General features: G+C 70.0%; 14 protein-coding genes and 1 pseudogene. 5 read left to right on the forward strand and 10 right to left on the reverse strand.

Annotation, left to right across the window (positions count from 1 at the left end):
* Positions 1-20: 20 nt before the first annotated feature.
* The 9 genes from ACFV8T_RS24085 to ACFV8T_RS24125 form a co-directional block, all read right to left on the reverse strand.
* Complete coding sequence (locus tag ACFV8T_RS24085) at positions 21-2,111, reverse strand: prolyl oligopeptidase family serine peptidase (RefSeq protein WP_385330888.1); 2,091 nt, start codon at positions 2,109-2,111, stop codon at positions 21-23.
* Complete coding sequence (locus ACFV8T_RS24090) at positions 2,108-3,394, reverse strand: erythromycin esterase family protein (RefSeq protein ID WP_385330891.1); 1,287 nt, start codon at positions 3,392-3,394, stop codon at positions 2,108-2,110. Before ACFV8T_RS24090 ends, ACFV8T_RS24085 begins: the two co-directional genes overlap by 4 nt.
* A 30-nt stretch (positions 3,395-3,424) precedes the next feature.
* Positions 3,425-5,284 carry an ABC transporter substrate-binding protein gene (locus ACFV8T_RS24095; RefSeq protein WP_385330894.1) on the reverse strand — a complete coding sequence of 620 codons (1,860 nt, stop codon included), beginning with the start codon at positions 5,282-5,284 and terminating at the stop codon, positions 3,425-3,427.
* 62 nt (positions 5,285-5,346) lie between these two features.
* Positions 5,347-6,282, reverse strand: a complete 936-nt coding sequence (locus ACFV8T_RS24100) for an ABC transporter permease (RefSeq protein ID WP_385330897.1) — start codon at positions 6,280-6,282, stop codon at positions 5,347-5,349.
* Complete coding sequence (locus ACFV8T_RS24105; protein ID WP_385330900.1) at positions 6,279-7,229, reverse strand: ABC transporter permease; 951 nt, start codon at positions 7,227-7,229, stop codon at positions 6,279-6,281. The genes ACFV8T_RS24100 and ACFV8T_RS24105 overlap by 4 nt, the downstream gene beginning before the upstream one ends.
* A 67-nt stretch (positions 7,230-7,296) precedes the next feature.
* Positions 7,297-9,396: a dipeptide ABC transporter ATP-binding protein gene (locus tag ACFV8T_RS24110; RefSeq protein WP_385330902.1), complete on the reverse strand. Its 2,100-nt coding sequence runs from the start codon at positions 9,394-9,396 to the stop codon at positions 7,297-7,299.
* Between the two features lie 135 nt (positions 9,397-9,531).
* Positions 9,532-10,569, reverse strand: a complete 1,038-nt coding sequence (locus ACFV8T_RS24115) for a dipeptidase (RefSeq protein WP_385330905.1) — start codon at positions 10,567-10,569, stop codon at positions 9,532-9,534.
* The gene (locus ACFV8T_RS24120) at positions 10,566-11,981 is read right to left on the reverse strand and encodes a serine hydrolase domain-containing protein (protein ID WP_385330906.1); all 1,416 of its coding nucleotides are present in this window, start codon (positions 11,979-11,981) and stop codon (positions 10,566-10,568) included. Before ACFV8T_RS24120 ends, ACFV8T_RS24115 begins: the two co-directional genes overlap by 4 nt.
* A gap of 258 nt (positions 11,982-12,239) precedes the next feature.
* Positions 12,240-12,866 carry a LysE family translocator gene (locus ACFV8T_RS24125; RefSeq protein WP_385330908.1) on the reverse strand — a complete coding sequence of 209 codons (627 nt, stop codon included), beginning with the start codon at positions 12,864-12,866 and terminating at the stop codon, positions 12,240-12,242.
* A 447-nt stretch (positions 12,867-13,313) separates the two neighbouring features.
* Here ACFV8T_RS24125 and ACFV8T_RS24130 point away from each other — a divergent pair, with 447 nt between their 5' ends.
* From ACFV8T_RS24130 to ACFV8T_RS24140, 3 genes are all read left to right on the forward strand, one after another.
* Complete coding sequence (locus ACFV8T_RS24130; protein WP_385330911.1) at positions 13,314-13,505, forward strand: hypothetical protein; 192 nt, start codon at positions 13,314-13,316, stop codon at positions 13,503-13,505.
* A gap of 93 nt (positions 13,506-13,598) precedes the next feature.
* Positions 13,599-14,468 carry a JmjC domain-containing protein gene (locus ACFV8T_RS24135; RefSeq protein WP_385330913.1) on the forward strand — a complete coding sequence of 290 codons (870 nt, stop codon included), beginning with the start codon at positions 13,599-13,601 and terminating at the stop codon, positions 14,466-14,468.
* A 34-nt stretch (positions 14,469-14,502) separates the two neighbouring features.
* Positions 14,503-15,405 carry a JmjC domain-containing protein gene (locus tag ACFV8T_RS24140; RefSeq protein ID WP_385330915.1) on the forward strand — a complete coding sequence of 301 codons (903 nt, stop codon included), beginning with the start codon at positions 14,503-14,505 and terminating at the stop codon, positions 15,403-15,405.
* 67 nt (positions 15,406-15,472) lie between these two features.
* Here ACFV8T_RS24140 and ACFV8T_RS24145 read toward each other — a convergent pair.
* A pseudogene (locus ACFV8T_RS24145) lies at positions 15,473-16,077 on the reverse strand (hypothetical protein).
* Positions 16,078-16,200: 123 nt separating this feature from the next.
* Here ACFV8T_RS24145 and ACFV8T_RS24150 point away from each other — a divergent pair.
* Both ACFV8T_RS24150 and kdpF read left to right on the forward strand, forming a co-directional pair.
* Positions 16,201-18,720: a DUF4118 domain-containing protein gene (locus ACFV8T_RS24150; protein ID WP_385330917.1), complete on the forward strand. Its 2,520-nt coding sequence runs from the start codon at positions 16,201-16,203 to the stop codon at positions 18,718-18,720.
* A gap of 250 nt (positions 18,721-18,970) precedes the next feature.
* Positions 18,971-19,060 (forward strand): K(+)-transporting ATPase subunit F, encoded by a 90-nt coding sequence (gene kdpF, locus ACFV8T_RS24155; RefSeq protein WP_266423019.1) that lies wholly within the window; start codon positions 18,971-18,973, stop codon positions 19,058-19,060.
* Position 19,061 lies beyond the last annotated feature (1 nt).

The raw sequence follows: 19,061 nt of genomic DNA on the forward strand, positions 1-19,061 counted from the left end.
GGACAGGCCGTCCCGCCCGTTCATCCGGAAGCTTCCTGACGGCCCAGACCGAGTGTCCTGATCAGAAAGGCCAGCCACTCGGCGTCCTGTGCGGTCGCGACCTCGTACGACGTCGCCGCGCCGTGCCCGGCGTTGTCGAAGACGTGCAGGACGATCGGCGCGTCCCCCTCCTGTGCCGCCTGCAGGCGGGCGGCGAACTTGCGCGCATGCCAGGGAGGACACCGCGGATCGGTCGCCCCGGCCTGAAGATAGACCGCCGGGAAGACGCCGGGCCCGACCAACTGGTAGGGCGAGAGCCGCAGCAGCCGTCGTACTTCCGCAGGATCGTCCGGATCCGCCCACGCCTTGCGGATGACGAAGTCCAGATAGGGATCGCGGGTGCCCCCGATGAGGTCGAGAAGCGGCGCCATCGGGAGCACGGCACACCACAGTTCGGGGCGCGTCGTGAGGGCGACCCCGCACATGAGACCGCCGTCGGAGCCACCGGTCAGCGCGAGCCGCTCGGGAGTGGTGAGCCCTGTGGCGACGAGGTGCTCGGCGACGGCGACGAGGTCGCGGTCGCGCACGTGCTTGCGTTCCCGGTGCGCGGCCAGGTACCAGTCGCGGCCGAACTCGCCGCCCCCGCGCAGATGCGCCTGTACGAGCACGCCGCCGGCCGCGACGAAGGCGGCCATCTCGGACTGGTACTGCGGCAGCAGAGGCACGTTCGCCGCTCCGTACGCGGAGATCAGCGTGGGCGCGGGCCGTGTCGGGTCGCTGCCCGCCGGTCGCACCACGTGGTAAGGGATCTCCACGCCGTCGAGTGCGACGGCCCGCTCGAACGTCACGTCGGCGTCCAGGGTGACCGCCGGGGCCGACAGCGTCTCGATGTCCGCCTCTCCCGGACGGTGCCGATAGACGCCCCAGGAGCTGGTCGGGGTGGAGAAGGCGAAGACGAAGTCGTCCGGGGGAGGGCCCACGGCCAGGCCGGTCAGGGCGAAGAACGGTGCGGAGAGCGCCCCCTGCCCGGGTAGCGGAACCTCCCCGGTGACGGCGCCGGAGCGGTCGAGGATCCGTACCCGGGCGCACGTCCGGTCGAACTCACCGAGGTAAAGATGGTCACCGACCGGAGTCAAGGACCGCAGCACCGTCTCGCCCTCGGGCACCAACTCCGTCCACGAGGCGAGGTCGTTGGGGTCGGCGGCGTCCAGCGGGAGCGCAACCACGCGCCCGCGTGGTGCCGCTACATCGGTCACCGCGATGTAGCGGTCGCCGACGATGTGTCCGGCGACGGTCCCGGCGCAGTCGGTGACGAAGGGGCGCCAGGGGGTGGCGGGCCGGGACAGATCGCGTACGGCGACCGGAACAGGACTGCCCACCCGGTGACTTGCGACGGCCCAGCGGCCGTCGGCCGAGAACTGCACGAGTGTGTACTCCTGGGAGCCCTCACCGACCGGGACCGGTTCCACCACGGTGCTGCCCGCGCTGTCCTGAGTGGCGAGCCGGTGTCGGTACACGGCCTGCCGGAACTCGTGCGGCGAACCGGTCAGGGCGAGGAAGAGGAAGCCGCTGCTGTCGGGCAGCCACGACACGCCACCGGCCCATGCGCTGTGCAGGACCTGGCGCGGCGCGCCGTCCAGTACGCGCCCCGAGTCCACCTCGACGAGCCGGACCGTGTTGTGCTCGCTGCCGTCGGTGCAGACGCCCAGGGCCAGGACGCGACCGTTCGGCGACGGCGCGAGCCACGACAGGAACGCGGGGTTCTGCCCGTCGCCGAACGCGGTCAGGTCGACCACCGGTCGGCCCGCGCCGAACGGCCGGCCGGCGACGACCACGCTGGGCGCCGCCGCACCGGGTGCCTTCACGGCGCGGAACCAGCGGCCCGCCGCGAACCTCGGCAGTGCCGGGCGGGACCCGGCATCGTAGGTCTCGATCAGCTTCCGTACGGCCGCAGGGTCCTGCCCGTCGTAGGCGATCGAAGTGGCGAGTTCGGCCTGCCGGCGCTGCCACCGCCGTACCTCGTCGGTCTCCGGCTCCAGCCACCGGTACGGGTCCGGCACCCGGACGCCCGCGACGTCCTCGAAGGCGTCGACGGTCCGCGCGGGCGGATACGGCGGAGGGCTGCTGTTCACTGTGACTCCGACTCCTCGGTGTCCCGGAGACCGTCGAGGTCTCCGGGACGCATGGACTGATCTGCTGGTGCGTCTGCGTCGGGGGCCGCCCCGAAGTCCGCTCGCGCGGCCGCGACGAACTCGGCACGCAACCGCTCGAACGCCCCGGGGATCCGGTTCACCCGCCGGACGTGGAGCAGTGCGTCGAAGGCGGCCGGGAAGTCGTCGACGGGGTCGAGCTCCCCACCGGCGAGCGTCCCCTCGACGCCGTCGAAGAACCCGGCGGGCGCGCGGCGCGGATCGAGGAGGGTCACCTGCGGGCCGAGACGGTCGAGCCGCGATTCGACGGACTCCGGCGTCAGGGTCCGCGCCCCGAGTGTGACGTCGCAGTCGAACGGACGCGACGACCGCTGGGTGAAGGTGACTTCGGGCCCGGAGCCGTACGTCATCCCGATGACGACGAGGTCCGCTCCCAGCTCGGAGGAGAGCAGACCGCCCAGGGTCGGCCGACCGTGCAGCGGCGTACGGCGGACGTGCGCGTTGTGGGCGCTCACCACGATGCGCCGCTCCCGGCGCAGGATCCACTCCACGCTGCGCGCCATGAACGCCTCCCGCGGGTAGGGACCCTCCGAGGAGGTCCCGTCCTCGTCGGCCTCGGCGGCGAAGGCTTTGAGCGAGGCCGCGCACCACAGGGCGATCTCGGCGTCCTCGTCGTCCGGGCCGCTGTGCCGGCGGTGTCGGAGTGCGCGCTCGTCCAGTCCGCGAAGGCCGTCGAGCAGCCGGGCACGGTCCGAGGAGGACATCGCCGCGTAACGGACCGCCGCCTGCGACCGGTCGCCCAGATCGCTCAGCCGCAGCAACTCCTTGTCGCCCGGACGTGCGGGCAGCCGGTCGAGGCAGGCACGGACCGCCGGGCCGGGGGAGGTGGACGAGCCGGGCAGGTCCATTCCGTAGAAGGAGACCTTCGCCGACCCGCCGGAGTTGCGCCGACGCATCCAGCGCAGTTGCCTCCGCATCGGCTCGCACTCGCCGAAGCGGTAGGTGATGCCGTCCCGGGCGACGGTCTCGACCCGTCCCGGCCCGCCGTCGATCCATTCGTCGACGGCCAGCCCCTCGGCGAATCCGGACTCCAGGACCAGCCCGGTGAACCCGCACTCCCGGACCAGGAACCGGAACAGCAGGTCCCTGAGCCCGTAGAACTCCGTGACGTTGTGTGCGCCCTCGCCGAGCGCCACCACCCGTGCTCCGCCGATCAGTCGACGCAGCGCAGCCATGTCCGCAGACGTGTCGTGGAACGTGTCCATGACGGCTCACCACCTTCCCGCGCGCGGCATTCAGTTGTGGAAGTACCAGAGTTCCGGCGTATACAGGAAGCTGAGCAGTGAGCTGAACGACGACGGCGGCCCGGAGAGGCTGTCCTTCCACACGACAAGGGTGTGCGGAGTCGGGAAGTAGAGCACCGGCAGGTCCTTGCCGAGGCGGGTCACCTCGGCCGACAGGGCCTTGGAATCCGCTCCGAACGTCGACGCGTCGATCAGCTTGTCCGCCTCGGCGTCGCGGTACCCGCCGAGATTGAAGCTGCCTTCCGTGTTGAACACGGTGTTGCTGCTCGGGTATCCGGCCGCCAGGTACAGCGGCCCGTAGTCCTGTGCCGCCCACTTGTTCTTGTTGGCGGGCGCGAAGGAGTTGCCGTAGTTGGTGTACAGGTAGTTGAGCGACTTGCTCACGAGCGTGACCTTGAGGCCCAGCTTCTTGGCCTCCGACGCGAAGGCGGTGTCCCGGGCGCCGACGTACGCCGGGGTGTTCGCGGAGGCGAGGGAGAACTCGATCGTCTGCCCGCGCGGGATGCCCGCCCCGCACTCGTCGGCCCCGGTGCCCGGGTGCCGGCAGGTGGTGGCGCCGCCCGGCTCGACCTTCCAGCCGTGGGCGGTGAGCAGGTTCTCGGCGGCGGCCGGGTCGTACGGGTAGGGCGCCTGGTCACCGAAGGCGGGCGGGTACGGGGAGTCGCTGCCCGCGGTGGTGTAGTTGGGGGAGGCGGCACCGTTGTACACGCCCCGGCTCCTGATGTAGCCCTGCTGGTCGATCAGGTGCTGCAGGGCCTGGCGGAAGTACGGCTGCGCGATCATCTTGTCGAAGTGGTGGGTGGTGTTTTCGAAGTTCAGGACCAGCGGGTCGAACCGGGCGGGCGCCGGGGCGCCGTAGACGTGGTAACCCTTCTTCTTCAGCGCGCCGATCTGCATGATGAAGCTGGAGTCCAGCGTTCCGACGGTCAGGTTGCCGGCCTTGAACTGGTTGAGGACCGCCGGGGCGGAGGTGAACGACTTGAAGTCGACCCGGTCGAGCCGTGAGCCGCCCGGACCGCTGTAGGACGTGTTGGGGACCAGGGAGAACGAGCCGGTCGTGGGGTCGAAGCTCTTGAGCCGGTACGGGCCGTTGACCACCTGCCAGAGCGGGTTGTCGGCGAATGTGGCCTGGGACTCCGACTCCTTGGTGAGGTAGGTGTAGATGGCCTTGGCGTTCTCCGGCCGCGTGTAGTCCAGGTGCGGCCCCGAGGTGCGGGCGATGTTCCACTCCTTGGCGGGCATCACGTACAGCAGGGTCAGCATCGACATCAGGTAGGACGGGTTGTACGCGGTCGTGGACCTGAGGGTGAGCTCGTTGGACGCGGTGGCCTTCGCGGTGATGCCGTCGGGAAACTGCCCCGGGGTGTAGAAGCTCCAGTTGGCCGGGCTCTCCTTGAGCGCGGCCTTCAGCAGGGCCAGGGAGAAGACGACGTCGTCGGCGGTGACCGGCCTGCCGTTGGACCATGAGTAGTGCTTCATCTTGATGCGCACGGTCCTGCGGTCGGTGCTGTAGCGGGGCGCCTCGGCCAGGCTCAGTGCGGCGTCCGCGATCTGGTCGCCCTCACCACTGGGGCGGTAGAGGGAGCGCCACAGGAGCCCCCGGGCGATGACGGTGCCGTTGGCGGACGCCGGCGGATACGGATAGATGTAGTTGGGGCTGAGCCCCGGAGTCAGCGCGACCGTGACCGTGCCGCCGTCCTTGGGCTTCCCGGACTCCTTCGGCAGGGTCTTGTAACCGCCCTGCAGATCCTTGGCCAGGTCGCCGCCGGTGCACGCCGTGGCCAGTACGGCGAGCACGGCGGCGAGCACCGCGAAGCGGCGTCCTCGCGCCTTGCCGGGCACATGTGTCATGGATGGCTCCCTGCGAGGTGTGGTGGAAGAGGGTGGAGAGGTGACGGTTGCGGCGAGCGGCCTCAGCCGGCCCGGTGACCGACCGCGTCGCGGAACGCGTCCGCCAGCAGGTTGAGCCCCAGCACCGTGACGATGACGCAGATGCCGACGGGATACACCAGCCACCAGTAGTCGGCGGAGATGAAGGTCGCGCCGTTGGCGAGCTGGCTGCCCCAGTCCGCGGTCGGGTATGTCAGGCCGAAGCCCAGGAAGCCCAGAGCGGCGACGACCAGGATCGCGTCGGCCACCTGGAAGGTGATGACGACGATGATCACGCTGAGCGCGTTCGGAATCAGGTGGGTGAGGATGAGCCGTGGGCGGGAGGCCCCCATCACCCGGGCCGCCAGCACGAACTCCCGTACCCGCAGGGTCAGGACCTCGCCGCGGACGAGCCGGGCGGAGACCAGCCAGGAGAACCCGCCGATGACCAGGCTCAGCGACACGGCGTTCGCGTGGAAGCGCACCGAGAGGATCAGGACGAAGAAGAGGAAGGGGACCGACAGCAGGGTGTCGACCACCCGCATCAGGAACCCGTCGACGATCCCGCCGGCGAGTCCGGCGACGGCGCCGTAGACCGTACCGATCGTGGTGGCGAACAGCGCGGCGAGCAGCCCGATCTGCAAGGACACCCTGCCGCCCGCCATGAGGCGGCCGAGCACGTCGAACCCGTTGAGATCCGTCCCGAGCGGATGCTCGGTGCTGGGCGGCAGAGCCGCGTTCACCAGATCCACGTCGGTCTGGTTGGTCTGGTAGAGCAGGGGGCCGAGGAAGCAGAACCCGACGACGAGTATCAGAAGCAGCCCGCCGACGAGGCCCAGCGGGTGGTGCCGCAGTGCGCGCAGCACCGGTTTCGGAGTGAACCGCTCGCGTACGTCGGTCGGTTCGGCCGGGTCGGCTGCCGACGGCGCCGTGGCGCCCGCCTCCGGGGCCCCCGCCGTGTCCGTGTGTCGTGAGGTCATTTGTTCAACTCGATTCGGCTGTCGGCGGCGGCGACCGCGATGTCGGCGACGAAGTTGCCGGCCACGGTGAGGACGCCGCCGATCAGGGTGTAGGCGAGGAGCACCGGGTAGTCCTCGTGCTGCAGGCTGTTCAGGAACAGCAGGCCGAGGCCGGGGTAGTTGAAGAGCGACTCGACGATCAGGTTGCCTGCCAGGAGGCTGGGGATGAGCGTGCCGACCAGCGTGATCAGCGGCAGACAGGCGTTGCGCAGCAGATGGCGCGTCAGGACGCTCCGCTCCGGGAGCCCTTTGGCCCGTGCGACCCGGATGTAGTCCTGGCCGAGCTGGTCGAGAGCCGACGAGCGCTGGTACTGGGAGAAGATCGCGACGCTGGTGACAGCGAGCGTGATGACGGGCAGGGCCATGGCGCGGGGATCGGTGAGGACCACCCACGAGGAGTGCGACTGGGACGCCTCGGCAGGGAAGAACGGCAGGGACTGGCTGAACAGGGCGATCAGGATCAGGCCCAGCAGGAACGACGGAGTCGCGTAGAGCACATAGGAGGCCGCTGTGGCGGCGCGGTCGACGAGACTGTTGCGGCGGACCGCCTGGAGGATGCCGAGCGGGACGGCGATCAGCAGCGCGAGGACCAGGCCGGCGAGCGACAGCATCGCGCTGCGGCCGGCGTTCTGCTGCAGTACCGCCCCCACGTTCTCGTTGAGCTTGTACGACCTGCCCAGGTCACCGTGGGCGAGCTGGCCCAGATAGCTGAGGTATTGCACGACGAGCGGCCGGTCGAACCCGTGCTCCCGGTTGAAGTCGGCCACGGCCTGGGGGGACGCGCGCTGTCCCAGGACCACGCGGCCCGGGTCGTCCGAGACCACGTGCAGCAGGAAGAACACCATCGCGGAGATGCCCAGCAGGACGACGAAGGAGATCGCCAGCCGTCGGACCACGTACCAGCTCATGCGTGACCATCTCCTCTCCGGGAGATCCGTGGGGTCCCCGGCATGCAGGGGAGCGGTGAGTGACGGTTCATCGTGCGGAGAGCTCCTCGGACTGTGCGGCCGGCAGCAGGGGGTGGTGGCAGGCGACCTTGTGCGTGCCGGCGAGGGTCGCGAGGGCGGGCTCCGCCGCCGCGCACACCTCGGTCGCCAGTGGACATCGGGTGCGGAACCGGCAGCCGCTGGGCGGATCGATGGGACTGGGCAGTTCGCCGCGCACACGCGCGCCCGGCCGGGGGCGCGGCGCGGCGGGGTCCGCCTCGGGAACCGCCGCGAGCAGCCCCGCGGTGTACGGGTGCGCGGTGGACCCGTACACCTCCTCGGTGGTGCCGGTCTCCATCAACTTGCCCAGGTACATGACTCCGACGCGGTCGGCCAGGTACCGCACGACCGCGAGATCGTGGGAGATCACGACACTGCTCAGTTCGCGTTCACGTTGGACGCGGAGCATCAGATTGAGGATCTGGGAACGGATGGAGACGTCCAGCGCGCTGACCGGCTCGTCGGCGACCAGCACCTTCGGATCCAGGGCCAGCGCGCGGGCCAGCCCCACCCGTTGGCGCTGTCCCCCGGAGAGTTCGTGGGGGTAGCGCTCCAGGACGCCCGACGGCAGCCCCACGTCCCCGAGGAGCTCGCGGGCCCGCGCGGTCCGGGCGGCGCGCCTGCCGATGCCCTGGATCGCGAGAGGCTCGCGCAGGATCGCGCCGATGCGCATCCGGGGGTCGAGAGAGGAGTTCGAGTCCTGGAACATCATCTGCAACTGGGACCGGCGCGGCACGAGTTCGCGGGCACTCATACCGGTCACCGACGCGCCGTCGAAGATCACCTCGCCCGACGTGGGCCGGTTCAGGGCCACGAGCATGCGGCCCAGCGAGGACTTGCCGCACCCTGACTCCCCGACCAGGCCGAACGTCTCACCGGGCGCCACGTCGAAGCTCACTCCGGAGACCGCCTTGACCGTGCGGCGCCGCCCGAGGAGGCCCCGTCCGCCCACCGGGTACTCAAGTCCGAGATCGACGATCCGCAGCCGCGGCGTCGTCCCGCGTGCGGCAGGGGCCTCGGCGGAGACGGCGGGCCGTGCGACGGCCGATGCCCCTGAGCCGGTACGGAGCGCTGCCGTGGCGACCGGGTGCCGGCACGCGTGGGTGTGCCCGTCCTCCTCCACCGAGAGCGGCGGCCGCTCCTCGTGGCAGCGGTCCGTCGCGGCCGCGCAGCGCGGCGCGAAAGGACAGCCCGCGGGGGAGGCGGCCAGATCCGGCGGTGTGCCGGGAATGCTGAAGAGCTGCTCGCGCCGGTCCTGGGTGAGCGAGGGGATCGAGGACAGCAGCGCATGGGTGTAGCGGTGCCGGGTATGGCTGAAAAGAGCGGGTGTCGGCCCGGTCTCGGCCACGCGCCCGGCGTACATCACGCCCACCCGGTCGGCGTGCCGGGCGATCACTCCCATGTCGTGGGTGATGAGGATCATCGACATGCCCAGCCGGGACCTGAGGTCGTCCAGGAGATCGAGGATCTCCGCCTGGATGGAGACGTCGAGCGCGGTGGTCGGCTCGTCCGCGATGACGACCCGCGGCTCGCACGCCAGGGCCATCGCGATCATCACGCGTTGCCGCATGCCGCCCGAGAGCTGGTGCGGATGGTCGTCCAACCGCTCTACGGGCTTCGGTATCCCGACCAGGTCGAGCAGCTCCGCGGCACGGGTGCGCGCGGCCTGCTTCGACGCGCCCTGGTGCAACCGCACCGGTTCGGCGACCTGTTCGCCGATGCGGCGGGTGGGGTTCAAGGCCGTCATCGAATCCTGGAACACCATCGCGATGTCGTTGCCGCGCAGGGCCCGGTACCGGTCCGCGGGGAGTCCGACGAGCTCCGTACCGCCGAAGTCGATCGAGCCGCCGGTCACCCGGCCACCGGCCGGCAGCATGCCCATCACGGCCAGGCCGGTCATGGACTTGCCGGATCCGGTCTCCCCGACGATCCCCAGGGTCTCCCCGCGATCGAGCGCCAGACTGACGTCCGAGACAGGGTGGACGATCCGGTCGCCCCGGCGGATCTCGACCGACAGATCGCGGATCGTCAGCACCCGGCTGCTGTCCACGGGCTCACGTGCGTTCTCAAAACCATCGCTCGTGCGCACGATAGGGCTCTCCATCTCCTCGACCATCCGACGATTTTGAGACACGTACTTCAGGCGTCGTTCGTCGGGTTCACTGAACATTCAGGTGTGCGTCGTTCCGATCGCACGAAGGGAATCTCCTGCCGTGCACGGCGCTCAGCCGGTGGACGCGGGCCGGCCCAGTTCGTTCCGCAGCAGGCGCCGTACGTTCTCCCCCAGGACCGCGACGATGTCGCGCTCCGGCCACCCCCGCTGTTGCAGCGCATCGGTGACCAGCGGCAGCCCGGCCGGACCCTCAAGTCCGGGCAGATAGGCGTCGGCCGGCACTCCCTCGACGAAGGCCTGCTCGCAGCACGGGGGAGTGGTGTCGGCAAGCACTTCCTTGATGAAGTCGGGACCCAGCCCGACGTGCTCGACGCCGGCCACCCCGGCAATGTGCTCGATGTGGTCGATCAGCCGGCCGATCGAGTAGTCGCTCTCGTGCAGGTACGGAGCGAAGAAGTTCACGCACACCACTCCGCCGCCCGCGGCGACGCCCCGGATCTGCTCGTCGTCAAGGTTGCGGTGGTGGTCGAAGAGCGCCCGTGCACCGGAGTGCGTGGCGATCAACGGCCGTGAGGACAGCTCCAGGACGTGCTCGACCCCGGACGCGCCGAGATGACTGATGTCGTAGAGCATGCCGAGGCGCTCCATCTCTGCCAGCGCCGCGACCCCGGAGCGGGTCAGCCGGCCGCCCGTCGCGTCCTCGCCGCTGCCGTCGGCCAGGGAGGTGCGACCGAAGTGGGCCAGGGACGCGATCCTGACCCCCAGCCGGAACAGGGTCTCCAGCAGCTCCACGTCCTCGCCCACGCCGGGTGCGCTCTCCAGTGCCAGCACCAGGGCGATCCGGCCCTCAGCCAGTGTCCGGTCGACCTGGGCGCCGTCCGTGCACAGCGTGACGGCGTCGGCGTTGCCGGCCGCGAGCCGGTGCGCCGCCTCGATCATGCGCAGCGTGCGGCGAAGTGCCCCCTCCGGCCGGTACGGATCTTCGACGAACACCGGCAGCGCCTGAAGGTTCACCCCGCCGGCGAGCAACTGCGGCAGCCAGCGCTCCCGGAAGAACTCCGCCCAGTGGTCCACCGGCCGGGCGACCACCGCACACAGCAGGTCGTTGTGCAGGTCTGCCACGATCGCGCGGCGGTGCATCTCGTTCATCGCCGTGCCCGCCGCTCGGCCCGGCCGGTGTGCAGATACAGCGCGTGTCCCTGCCCGTCGTCACCGAGGAAGGCGAGCGGCGCGTGGACCCCGCGCTCCGGCTCGACGGGGATCAAGGTGTCACCGCGCCTGCCGACCAGCTCCGTGCGGTACGGCGCCTCGTCCAGTTCGGCGACGGTTCCCCGGGGAGTGCGCTCCAGCCACAGCCGCCCGGCGGTGTCCCGGCTCACCGTGGTCTCGGCGGTGCTGGACGTGTACGTACCGACGTACCGGGACGTCTCCGCAACGGGAACGCCCATGTCCGGCACCGGCGGGGCGGGCAGACCGACCCCGGCGAGTTCACCGAGGACCCGGCCCGCGATCTCCGTGTACACGCGCCGTGACAGGCCGCCGTTGGTGACGATGGCCACCGCGACGTCCCGCTCCGGCACCAGGCGCAGGAACGCCGACTGACCGATGGTGTTCCCGTCGTGTCCGATGACCGTGCCGCCCGACGACAGGTCGAAGAGCTCCCAGCCGAGCCCCCAGGCGGCGCCCTGGTCGATGTCGGGCAGCGTGACCTGAGGCCGCTGCATGGCCCGGACGGTCTCCGGGCCGAGCACGGTCACCCCGTCGGGGCCCCGGCCTCCGGCGAGGTGCATCCGGGCGAAGGCCAGCAGATCGCGCGCACGCATCGCCAGCATCGATCCGGCCGGTGCGTTCGAGCGTGCCAGGGCCCACACCGGCGTCGGCTCCAGCGGCGCCCCCGGCACCGTCTCGATGTGACCCACTGCCGTGCGGTGGACGATCGCCTCGTAGGGGTCACTCGCGGTGTGACTCATACCCAGCGGAGTGAACAGGTGCCGCCGGGCGCAGACGTCGAACGGCTCCTCGCGCAGCACCTCGACGATCCGCCCGAGCACGCAGTACCCGGCGTTGTTGTACGAGAACATCGCGCCCGGCTCGAAGAGCTGCGGCACGTCCCGCAGGACGCCCAGGTACTTTTCCAGGCAGTCGTCACCCTTGCCGGTGTCGGTGAAGATGTCCCCCTCGAAACCCGCGACGTGACTCAGCAGATGCCGCGTGGTGATCCCTCGCGCCGCTTCCTCGTCGGCGATCCGGAACTCAGGCAGGACGGCCCGTACGGGAGCGTCCAGATCCAGTCGTCCCTCGTCGGCCAACTGCATGACCAGCGTCGCGGTCATCACCTTGGTGATCGACCCGATCTGGAAGAGAGAGTCCACCGTGGCGTCGACCCCTGTGGCCGTGCTCAGCACACCGGCCGCGGACTCGACCCATTCATCACCGGCCTGGACCGCCACGGCTGCCCCGGGCACCTGGCTCTCCACGAGCAGATCCGGCAACCGGCGGTGCAACCAGGCACCGACCTCCTCCAGCTTGTTCAGCTGCTCCGACCCGTCCAGCTTCTGCACGGCATCCCTCCCTGCTCGACTGCGCAGGAGCTTAGGACCTGCGGAAACCGCCCTCTTCGTCCACTCCCACCACATGCGGCCCGAGCATTGGTGCGACTGGCCGAACCGGGCGGCTCGCCCTTCGACGGGTGGGGAAGCAGGCTCCGAGGGGACCTCGGAGGGCAACTTGCACGGTACGGACCTGACCGTGATGGACGCCCCTACGACGGCACCATTTCACCGTGACCGGCAGCTACGGGACGGCCGAGGTACGCGGGCTCAGCCCGCCGTTGCCGTTCGAACTCCCAGGGCGACCAGCACGGCCCCCGCCAGACGGCTCATCCCATGCCGGAATCGCGGTGTGTCGATCGCCGCGCGCGCAGCGGCGACCACGGACGTCCAGAACAGCAGCCACACCAGCACGACGGCCACATGGACGATCGCGAGCGTCGCGATCTGTGGCGCGACGGGGCGGCTCGACGTGAGGAACTGCGGCACCAAGGTGAGATAGACCGACGCGGCCTTCGGGTTGAGGACGTTGGACCACAGCCCCTGGCCGAACCCTCCGAGCCGAGCCCCTGGCAAGCGCCATCGCCTCCGTGCCGTTGGTTCGACGCCTCGACGCGTCGAACGCCACGTGGTCACGCCCAACCAGATCAGATAGATGCCGCCCAGGAGCTTCACCACCGTCAACGCCTGGGCCGACGACATGACGAGGGCCGACAGGCCGATCGCGGCAAATGTCGCGTGCACCAGGAGCCCGCACGCGGAGCCAAACGCGGCGCGCACACCGTCGGACCGCGATCCCGCGATCACCTGTTGCGTGACCAGCGTGAAGCTCGTGCCGGGAATCAAGGTGAGGGGTGTGACGGCGACCACGAAGCCGAGTACCTGATGCCACTGCACGCAACGAGCCTATGCAACGAGCACGCTCCGGGCCACCGGTTCTCCCGTCCTGTTCGAGGCAGGCGAGCCCGGGGTCAGCCACGTCCCACATCCACGCGAAGATCATTCGATCGACTCGCGCCGAAGGTGGGTCATCGAGCGGACCGTGGCCTGGCCGACCGGCTTCGGCGGACCCGGCCACCACGACGAACGCCCCCGCAACCACTTGCCGTTCTCGGGCTCGCCGCCATCCCCCGCTGCTGCAAACGACTGCTCCGGCAAGTCACAACACAGGACACCGGCTGGGCAGGAGCGGGCGTATCAGAGATCCGTAAGTGGCGTATGGAACGCGTCAGTGCTGCTTCTCCTGTGTACGCGGGCCGACGCAAGATCATTCTCGGCCTCGGAACCGGGGTCGAGCGAACACCCGGGAGCGGTGGAAACCGTTGCCGGGGAAAGGAGTTGGTCATGTCGTATTCCCAGGCCGCAGAGCCGTTGAAGCGTGCGGAGATCTCCAAGCGTGCCGCACTGGGCGTGGCGGCGCTCGCCGTTGCCGGAGGGGCGTTCTTCGTGCCGTCCGTCGGGGACGCCGCCGCGTCCCCGACCTCGGACCAGAGGATCGAGGCCGGGTGCGGGGACTGCTACCCCGACGTCATCTGATCGGCTGACCGACGCGCACACCAGTGCGCGCAAGCGCGTCCGGGACCCGCCGGTGATCACACCGGCGGGTCCACTCGGAGAGGGACGGAACAAATGGACTGGCTGGAACGCTGCGTACCGAACGTGGAGCAGCTCCTGGGTACGTATTGGCGGAAGGAACCAGTGCTTCTGCGGCCGCAGGACCCGCCGTTGGAGGTGCTGACACTCTCTGACGTGGACGCGCTCCTCGACGCGGGACTGCTACGCGTTCCGTACGTCGGCCTGTACACCGCACAGGGGAGCATCGCCGACGATCGCTTCTGCCCGACGCGCGTCATCACCGGGAGCCCTGCCCAGGGGTACGTTGACGCGGCGGCGGTCCGACGACTGATCGATGAGGAACGGGCGACCCTGCAGCTCCGTTACGTCGACCAATGGCATCCCCCCGTGCGTGAACTCACGAGGGGCATTGCCGAGCGGCTCGGCCGGCTCGTCGAGGCGTTCTTCTTCCTGAGCCGTCCCGGCCGCCGGGGTCCGGTGCATCGGGACGACGGGGACCTGCTGGCCATCCAGCTCAGCGGTGCCAAGCACTGGCAGGTGTACGCCGGTCCGGCCGACGGCGACTGGGCGCCGGTCCGCGAGGAGAATCCAGGAGCGCCACTGCTGGACACGGTCCTTGAGAGCGGTGACGTGCTGTACGTGCCCAGAGGTTTCGCGCACACCGCCACGGCCGTGGGTGACTCCTCGTCGGCTCATCTGACCGTGGTGGTGAGGGAGGCCGGTGCGGAGCATCTGCGCACCGCTCTGCTGACGGGGATCGTCGACGGCCTCGCTCTGCCGGGCCGTCCGCTGGACGATGACGCCCTGCTGCGCGCCGCGGCCGGCCTCCTGGACCATCTCGGCGCGCAGCTCGACGCAGTCACCCCGGACGATGTCATCGGCAGGGCACGACCGCGTGCGTACAGCAACCGTCAGACCGTCTGATCACGCCGACGGCATGGAACGTGGAGAGGCAACGATGGACCCGCTTGCACGATATGTGGGCGACGAGCAGGCATTTCATCACACCCTGTGGCGCCGCACACCCGCCGTACTGCACCCCCGCACACCCCCGATGGAGCTGCTGACGGTCGCCGAGCTGGACAGGATCCTGGATGCAGGTCTCCTCACCACCCCTTACGCGACGCTCGTGCACGAGGACGGTCCGGTACCGGAGGAGCGCTACTGTTCCCCCCGAGTCGTCCTGGGCGGGATCGACAACCGCTACGTGGATGCCGGGGCGGTGCGCCGACTGATCGGCGAGGAGGGAGCCACGCTCCTTCTGCGGTACGTCGACCAGTGGCACGCAGGTGTGCGGGCACTGGCCGACGGGCTTGCGGAGTGTTTTCAACGCCAGGTGGAGGCGTTCTTCTTCCTCACCCCGCCGGGGACGCAGGGCCGTCCGGTGCACCGCGACGACGCCGACGTGCTGGCCGTGCAGATGCACGGCTCGAAGCGGTGGCGTGTGTATCCGGGACCGCCCGACGGGAACTGGCAGCCCGAGCGCGTGGACGGCGACCCGGGGGAGCCGCTGCTGGACGTGGTTCTGCGTCAGGGCGAAGTCCTCTACGTACCGAGGGGGTTCGCGCATGTGGCCGAAGCCACCGGGGGGAGCGCGTCGGCTCACTTCTCGTTCACGGTCCGCGAGGCCGGCTCCGCCCACTTGTACGCCGTTCTTGAGGCGCTCCTGCTGGACGGTGACGGACTGCCCGCCCGGCCCAACGACGACGCAGCGCTGACCGGGGCCGCGAACGACCTCATCGCGCACTTTCGCCGCACGCTCGCCGGCCTCACGCCAGAAGAGCTGGTACATCTGGCCCGGGGCGCGATGCGCCGCGAACAGCACACCACCGCGGGTTCCTTGAGCGCGCTGCTGGGCTGACCCGGGGGTGAGGGGGAGGCGCGTGGGGAAGCGGAGGCGTTGGCCCGGACTCGGGTGCGCGACCGGCTCATCCGACGTGGACACGGGGGCGGCGGGCCCGGTCGGGTTGCCTTTCGCGGAGGACCTCGCGGGTGACGGGGGCGAACTCGCCCTGGCCGGAGAGGAAGAAGCGCAGGTAGTCGGTGAAGGGGTTGCCTTCGGTCCACTCGAAGCAGATGTGCGGGTTGTGTCCGGTGAGGTCGCGGACGTGCAGGAGCAGGGCGGCCAGGGCGTCAGGGAGACGAAGATGTTTCCGAGGTACTCGTGCGCCAGATACGCGAGTGCGCGGCCATTCGCCCGGCCGCCCGGCTCGAACTCCTTCTCCGGGATGAGCACGGTGGTGATGAAGCCGGTGGCGATCAGGAACACGCTCATGACCACCGCAGCGGTGGTCAGCAGCCGCTCCAGCATCGCGGTCGAGCCCTCGCCGTGCGGGCTCTCCTCGGCCGCCCGCCGGTGGACCGGCAGCGCGCCCGCCGGAGTGACGGCCACGAGCCCGATGGTGGCCATGGGGGACAGCAGCCCGGCCGCCAGGGCGGCGATGCCCGGCTGATGGCCCAGCGTGGAGAAGTGGTCGACGCCGGTCAGGCACATCACCCGCCACCACCGCGGCTCGCCGGTGACGCGAAGCACCCCAAGGGTGGCGTCGAGTGTTCCGGCCGGTGTCGTCGGTGTCGTCGAGTGGAACGGCTTCGACGGGCGCACCATGGAAGGGCGCGAACACGACATGGGGGTGACCCGGGCAGGAGTCCGCCGGTGGCACGTGGACGGTTGCGGATCTACCTCGGGGCCGCCCCCGGGGTCGGGAAGACGTACGCCATGCTTGCCGAGGGGCAGCGGCTGCGCGCACGGGGCGCGGATGTGGTCGTCGGCCTCGTCGAGCCGCATGGTCGCCGGCCGACCGCGGCCATGGCCGACGGCCTGGAGACGATGGCCCGCCGTACGCTGAGCCACCGCGGTGCGCTCTTCACCGAGATGGATCTCGACGCGGTGCTGGCCCGCCGTCCCCAGGTCGCGCTGGTCGACGAGCTGGCCCACTCCAACGTTCCGGGGGCCCGCAACGCCAAGCGGTGGCAGGACGTGGAGGAGCTCCTGGACGCCGGCATCGATGTTGTCACCACGCTCAATGTCCAGCACCTGGAGTCCCTCAACGACGCGGTACGGCAGATCACGGGGGTCACGCAACAGGAGACCCTGCCCGATGAGGTGGCCCGGCGGGCCGACCAGATCGAACTGGTCGACCTGCCACCGGAGGTGCTCCGCCGCCGTATGGTCCATGGCGACATCTACGCGCCGGACCGCATCGAGTCCGCCCTCACCCACTACTTCCGGGTCGGCAACCTCACCGCCCTGCGCGAAATCGCCTTGCTGTGGCTGGCCGACCGGGTGGAGGAAGGACTGCAGCGCTACCGCGCGGAACATGGCATCGTCGCCCCCTGGGAGACCCGGAAACGCATCCTTGTGTCCCTGAGCGGCGGGCCGGAGGGGGAGACGCTGATCCGCCGCGCCGCGCGGATCAGCGCTCGTACACCCGGCACCGAGTTGCTGGCCCTCCACGTGGTCCCGGAGGACGGACTCGCCGACGTCGACCCGGCAGTACTGGACACCCAGCGCACCCTTCTGGAGTCGCTCGGCGGCAGCTACCACCAGACCACGGGCGAGGACGTTGTCGATGCCCTGCTCCAGTTCGCCGAGGCGGAGAACGTCACCCAGATCGTGCTGGGCGCGAGCCGGCACGGTCGCCTCGCCTCCCTCCTGAGCGCAGGTGTGGGAGAGCGGACGATCAAGGGGTCCGGCCCCATCGACGTGCACATCGTCACCCACAGGGAGGCAGCAGGGGCCGCTGTGCTGAGGCTTCCGCATCCGAGCCGTGGCACGGGCCCAAGACGGTATTGGGCTGCGCTGGTCGGCGCCGTGGTGCTGCTGCCTGTACTGACGCTCCTGCTGACCGCCGTGGGTGACCACCTCGACCTCTCCAGCGACCTGGTGATCTATCTGCTCGCCGTCGTCGTGGTCGCCCTGGTCGGAGGGCTCTACCCGGCGCTGCTCGCCGCCATCGCCGCGGCGCTGCTCGCCGATTACTGCTTCATCGCACCGGTGCACTCGCTGGCCATCGAGCGCTCTGACGCGATCACCGCGCTCGTGGTGTTCACCGCCACGGCCGCTCTCGTCGGCACGGCAGCGGGAATGGCTGCTCAGCGCACGCACCAGGCGGTACGCGCGACATCCGAGGCGAGGGCGTTGAGCCGCCTGGCCGCCGCCATGATGCGTGGCCAGGATCTGACGGCACTGGTGGAGCAGATCCGGGAGAACTTCGGTCTCCGTGCGATCAGCCTGCTCGAAAGGGACCCGGAATCATCTCCCGTGCCCCGTTGGTACGTGGTCGCCAGCGCCGGGGAGCGGCCACCGGAAAAGCCGTACGAGGCGGATGTGGAGAGCCCCGTCGACGACCATCTCACACTGGCCGCGCGCGGCTCAGGGCTGAGTACGGAGGACCAACGCGTCCTCGCTGCATGCGCCGCCGAACTGGGGCTGGCACATGCGCGAGGGCGGATCGCCGGGTGTTCCGACGGCACGGACACCTTCGCCGACGCCGAACGTACCCGGGCATCCCTGCTTCTCGCGGCAGGACGCGATCTGCGTGCTCCGCTGCACACGGCCGAAGAAGCGCTCGTGCGCCTGCGGCGTCGACGCGCCGGCGCGACCGTCCCGGAGGAGGCGCAGTGGTTGGACGCTGCCCACACGGCGGTGCACCGTGCGGCGCAGTTGGTCACTGATCTCGACGACGTGAGTCGTTTGCACGCCGGGGCACTCGATCTCTACCTCCGCCCGGTCGACCTCAACGAGATGCTGGGCGCTGCCTTGGACGACCTCGGGCCCGGCGGCCACTCGATCATTCTGCGCCTGCCGGAACAGCTGCCCGATGTGATCGCCGACGCCGCCCTCCTCACCCGCGCCCTGACCGCCCTGGGGGCCGATGCGTTGCGTCACAGCCCGCCGGACCGGCCTCCCGTCGTCACCGCCGAGGTCCAGGTAGGCCACGTGAGGATTCGAGTGGAGGACGGCAGGCCCGACCGGGGTCCGGAACCGAGCCCCGAGGCCTCCAGGGCTCCGGGTCCCAGGGCCGGCAGCCTGGCTGTGCGGCTGTCGCGCGATTTGGCCGAGGCCATGGACGGGGCCCTGGAGACGGCCGCTGAGAGTCCGGGTTTCTCGGTGATGCTCACTCTTCCGAGTTCCGCGCCCGGCGGCAGCGCGACATCCGGCCGCAACGAGTGAATCCGCGCACTTCACCGTCATCCCATCGGCGCACAGAGTGGCAGGGCAATCCCGATGTCCACTGATATAGCGTCATGAATGAATCGATCCCGTATTCCGGATCAACTCCATATGCCGGTCGGGAGGGCCCCAAAGCCCCGTCCCACATGACTCTGCGGGGTGCTTCGCGCATGTCGGACATCGCGTACATCGGCCTCACGGCAGTGGTGTTCGCCCTCATCGTCCTGGCCGCCAAGGGGGTCGGACGCCTGTGAACGTGGACAACATCGTCGGCCTGATCGTTGCCGCGTGCCTTGTGGTCTACCTGGTCGTCTGCCTGATCTTCCCCGAGAAGTTCTAGG

Origin of the sequence: Streptomyces sp. NPDC059832 (genome assembly GCF_042731715.1) — a bacterium.
Lineage (GTDB): Bacteria > Actinomycetota > Actinomycetes > Streptomycetales > Streptomycetaceae > Streptomyces.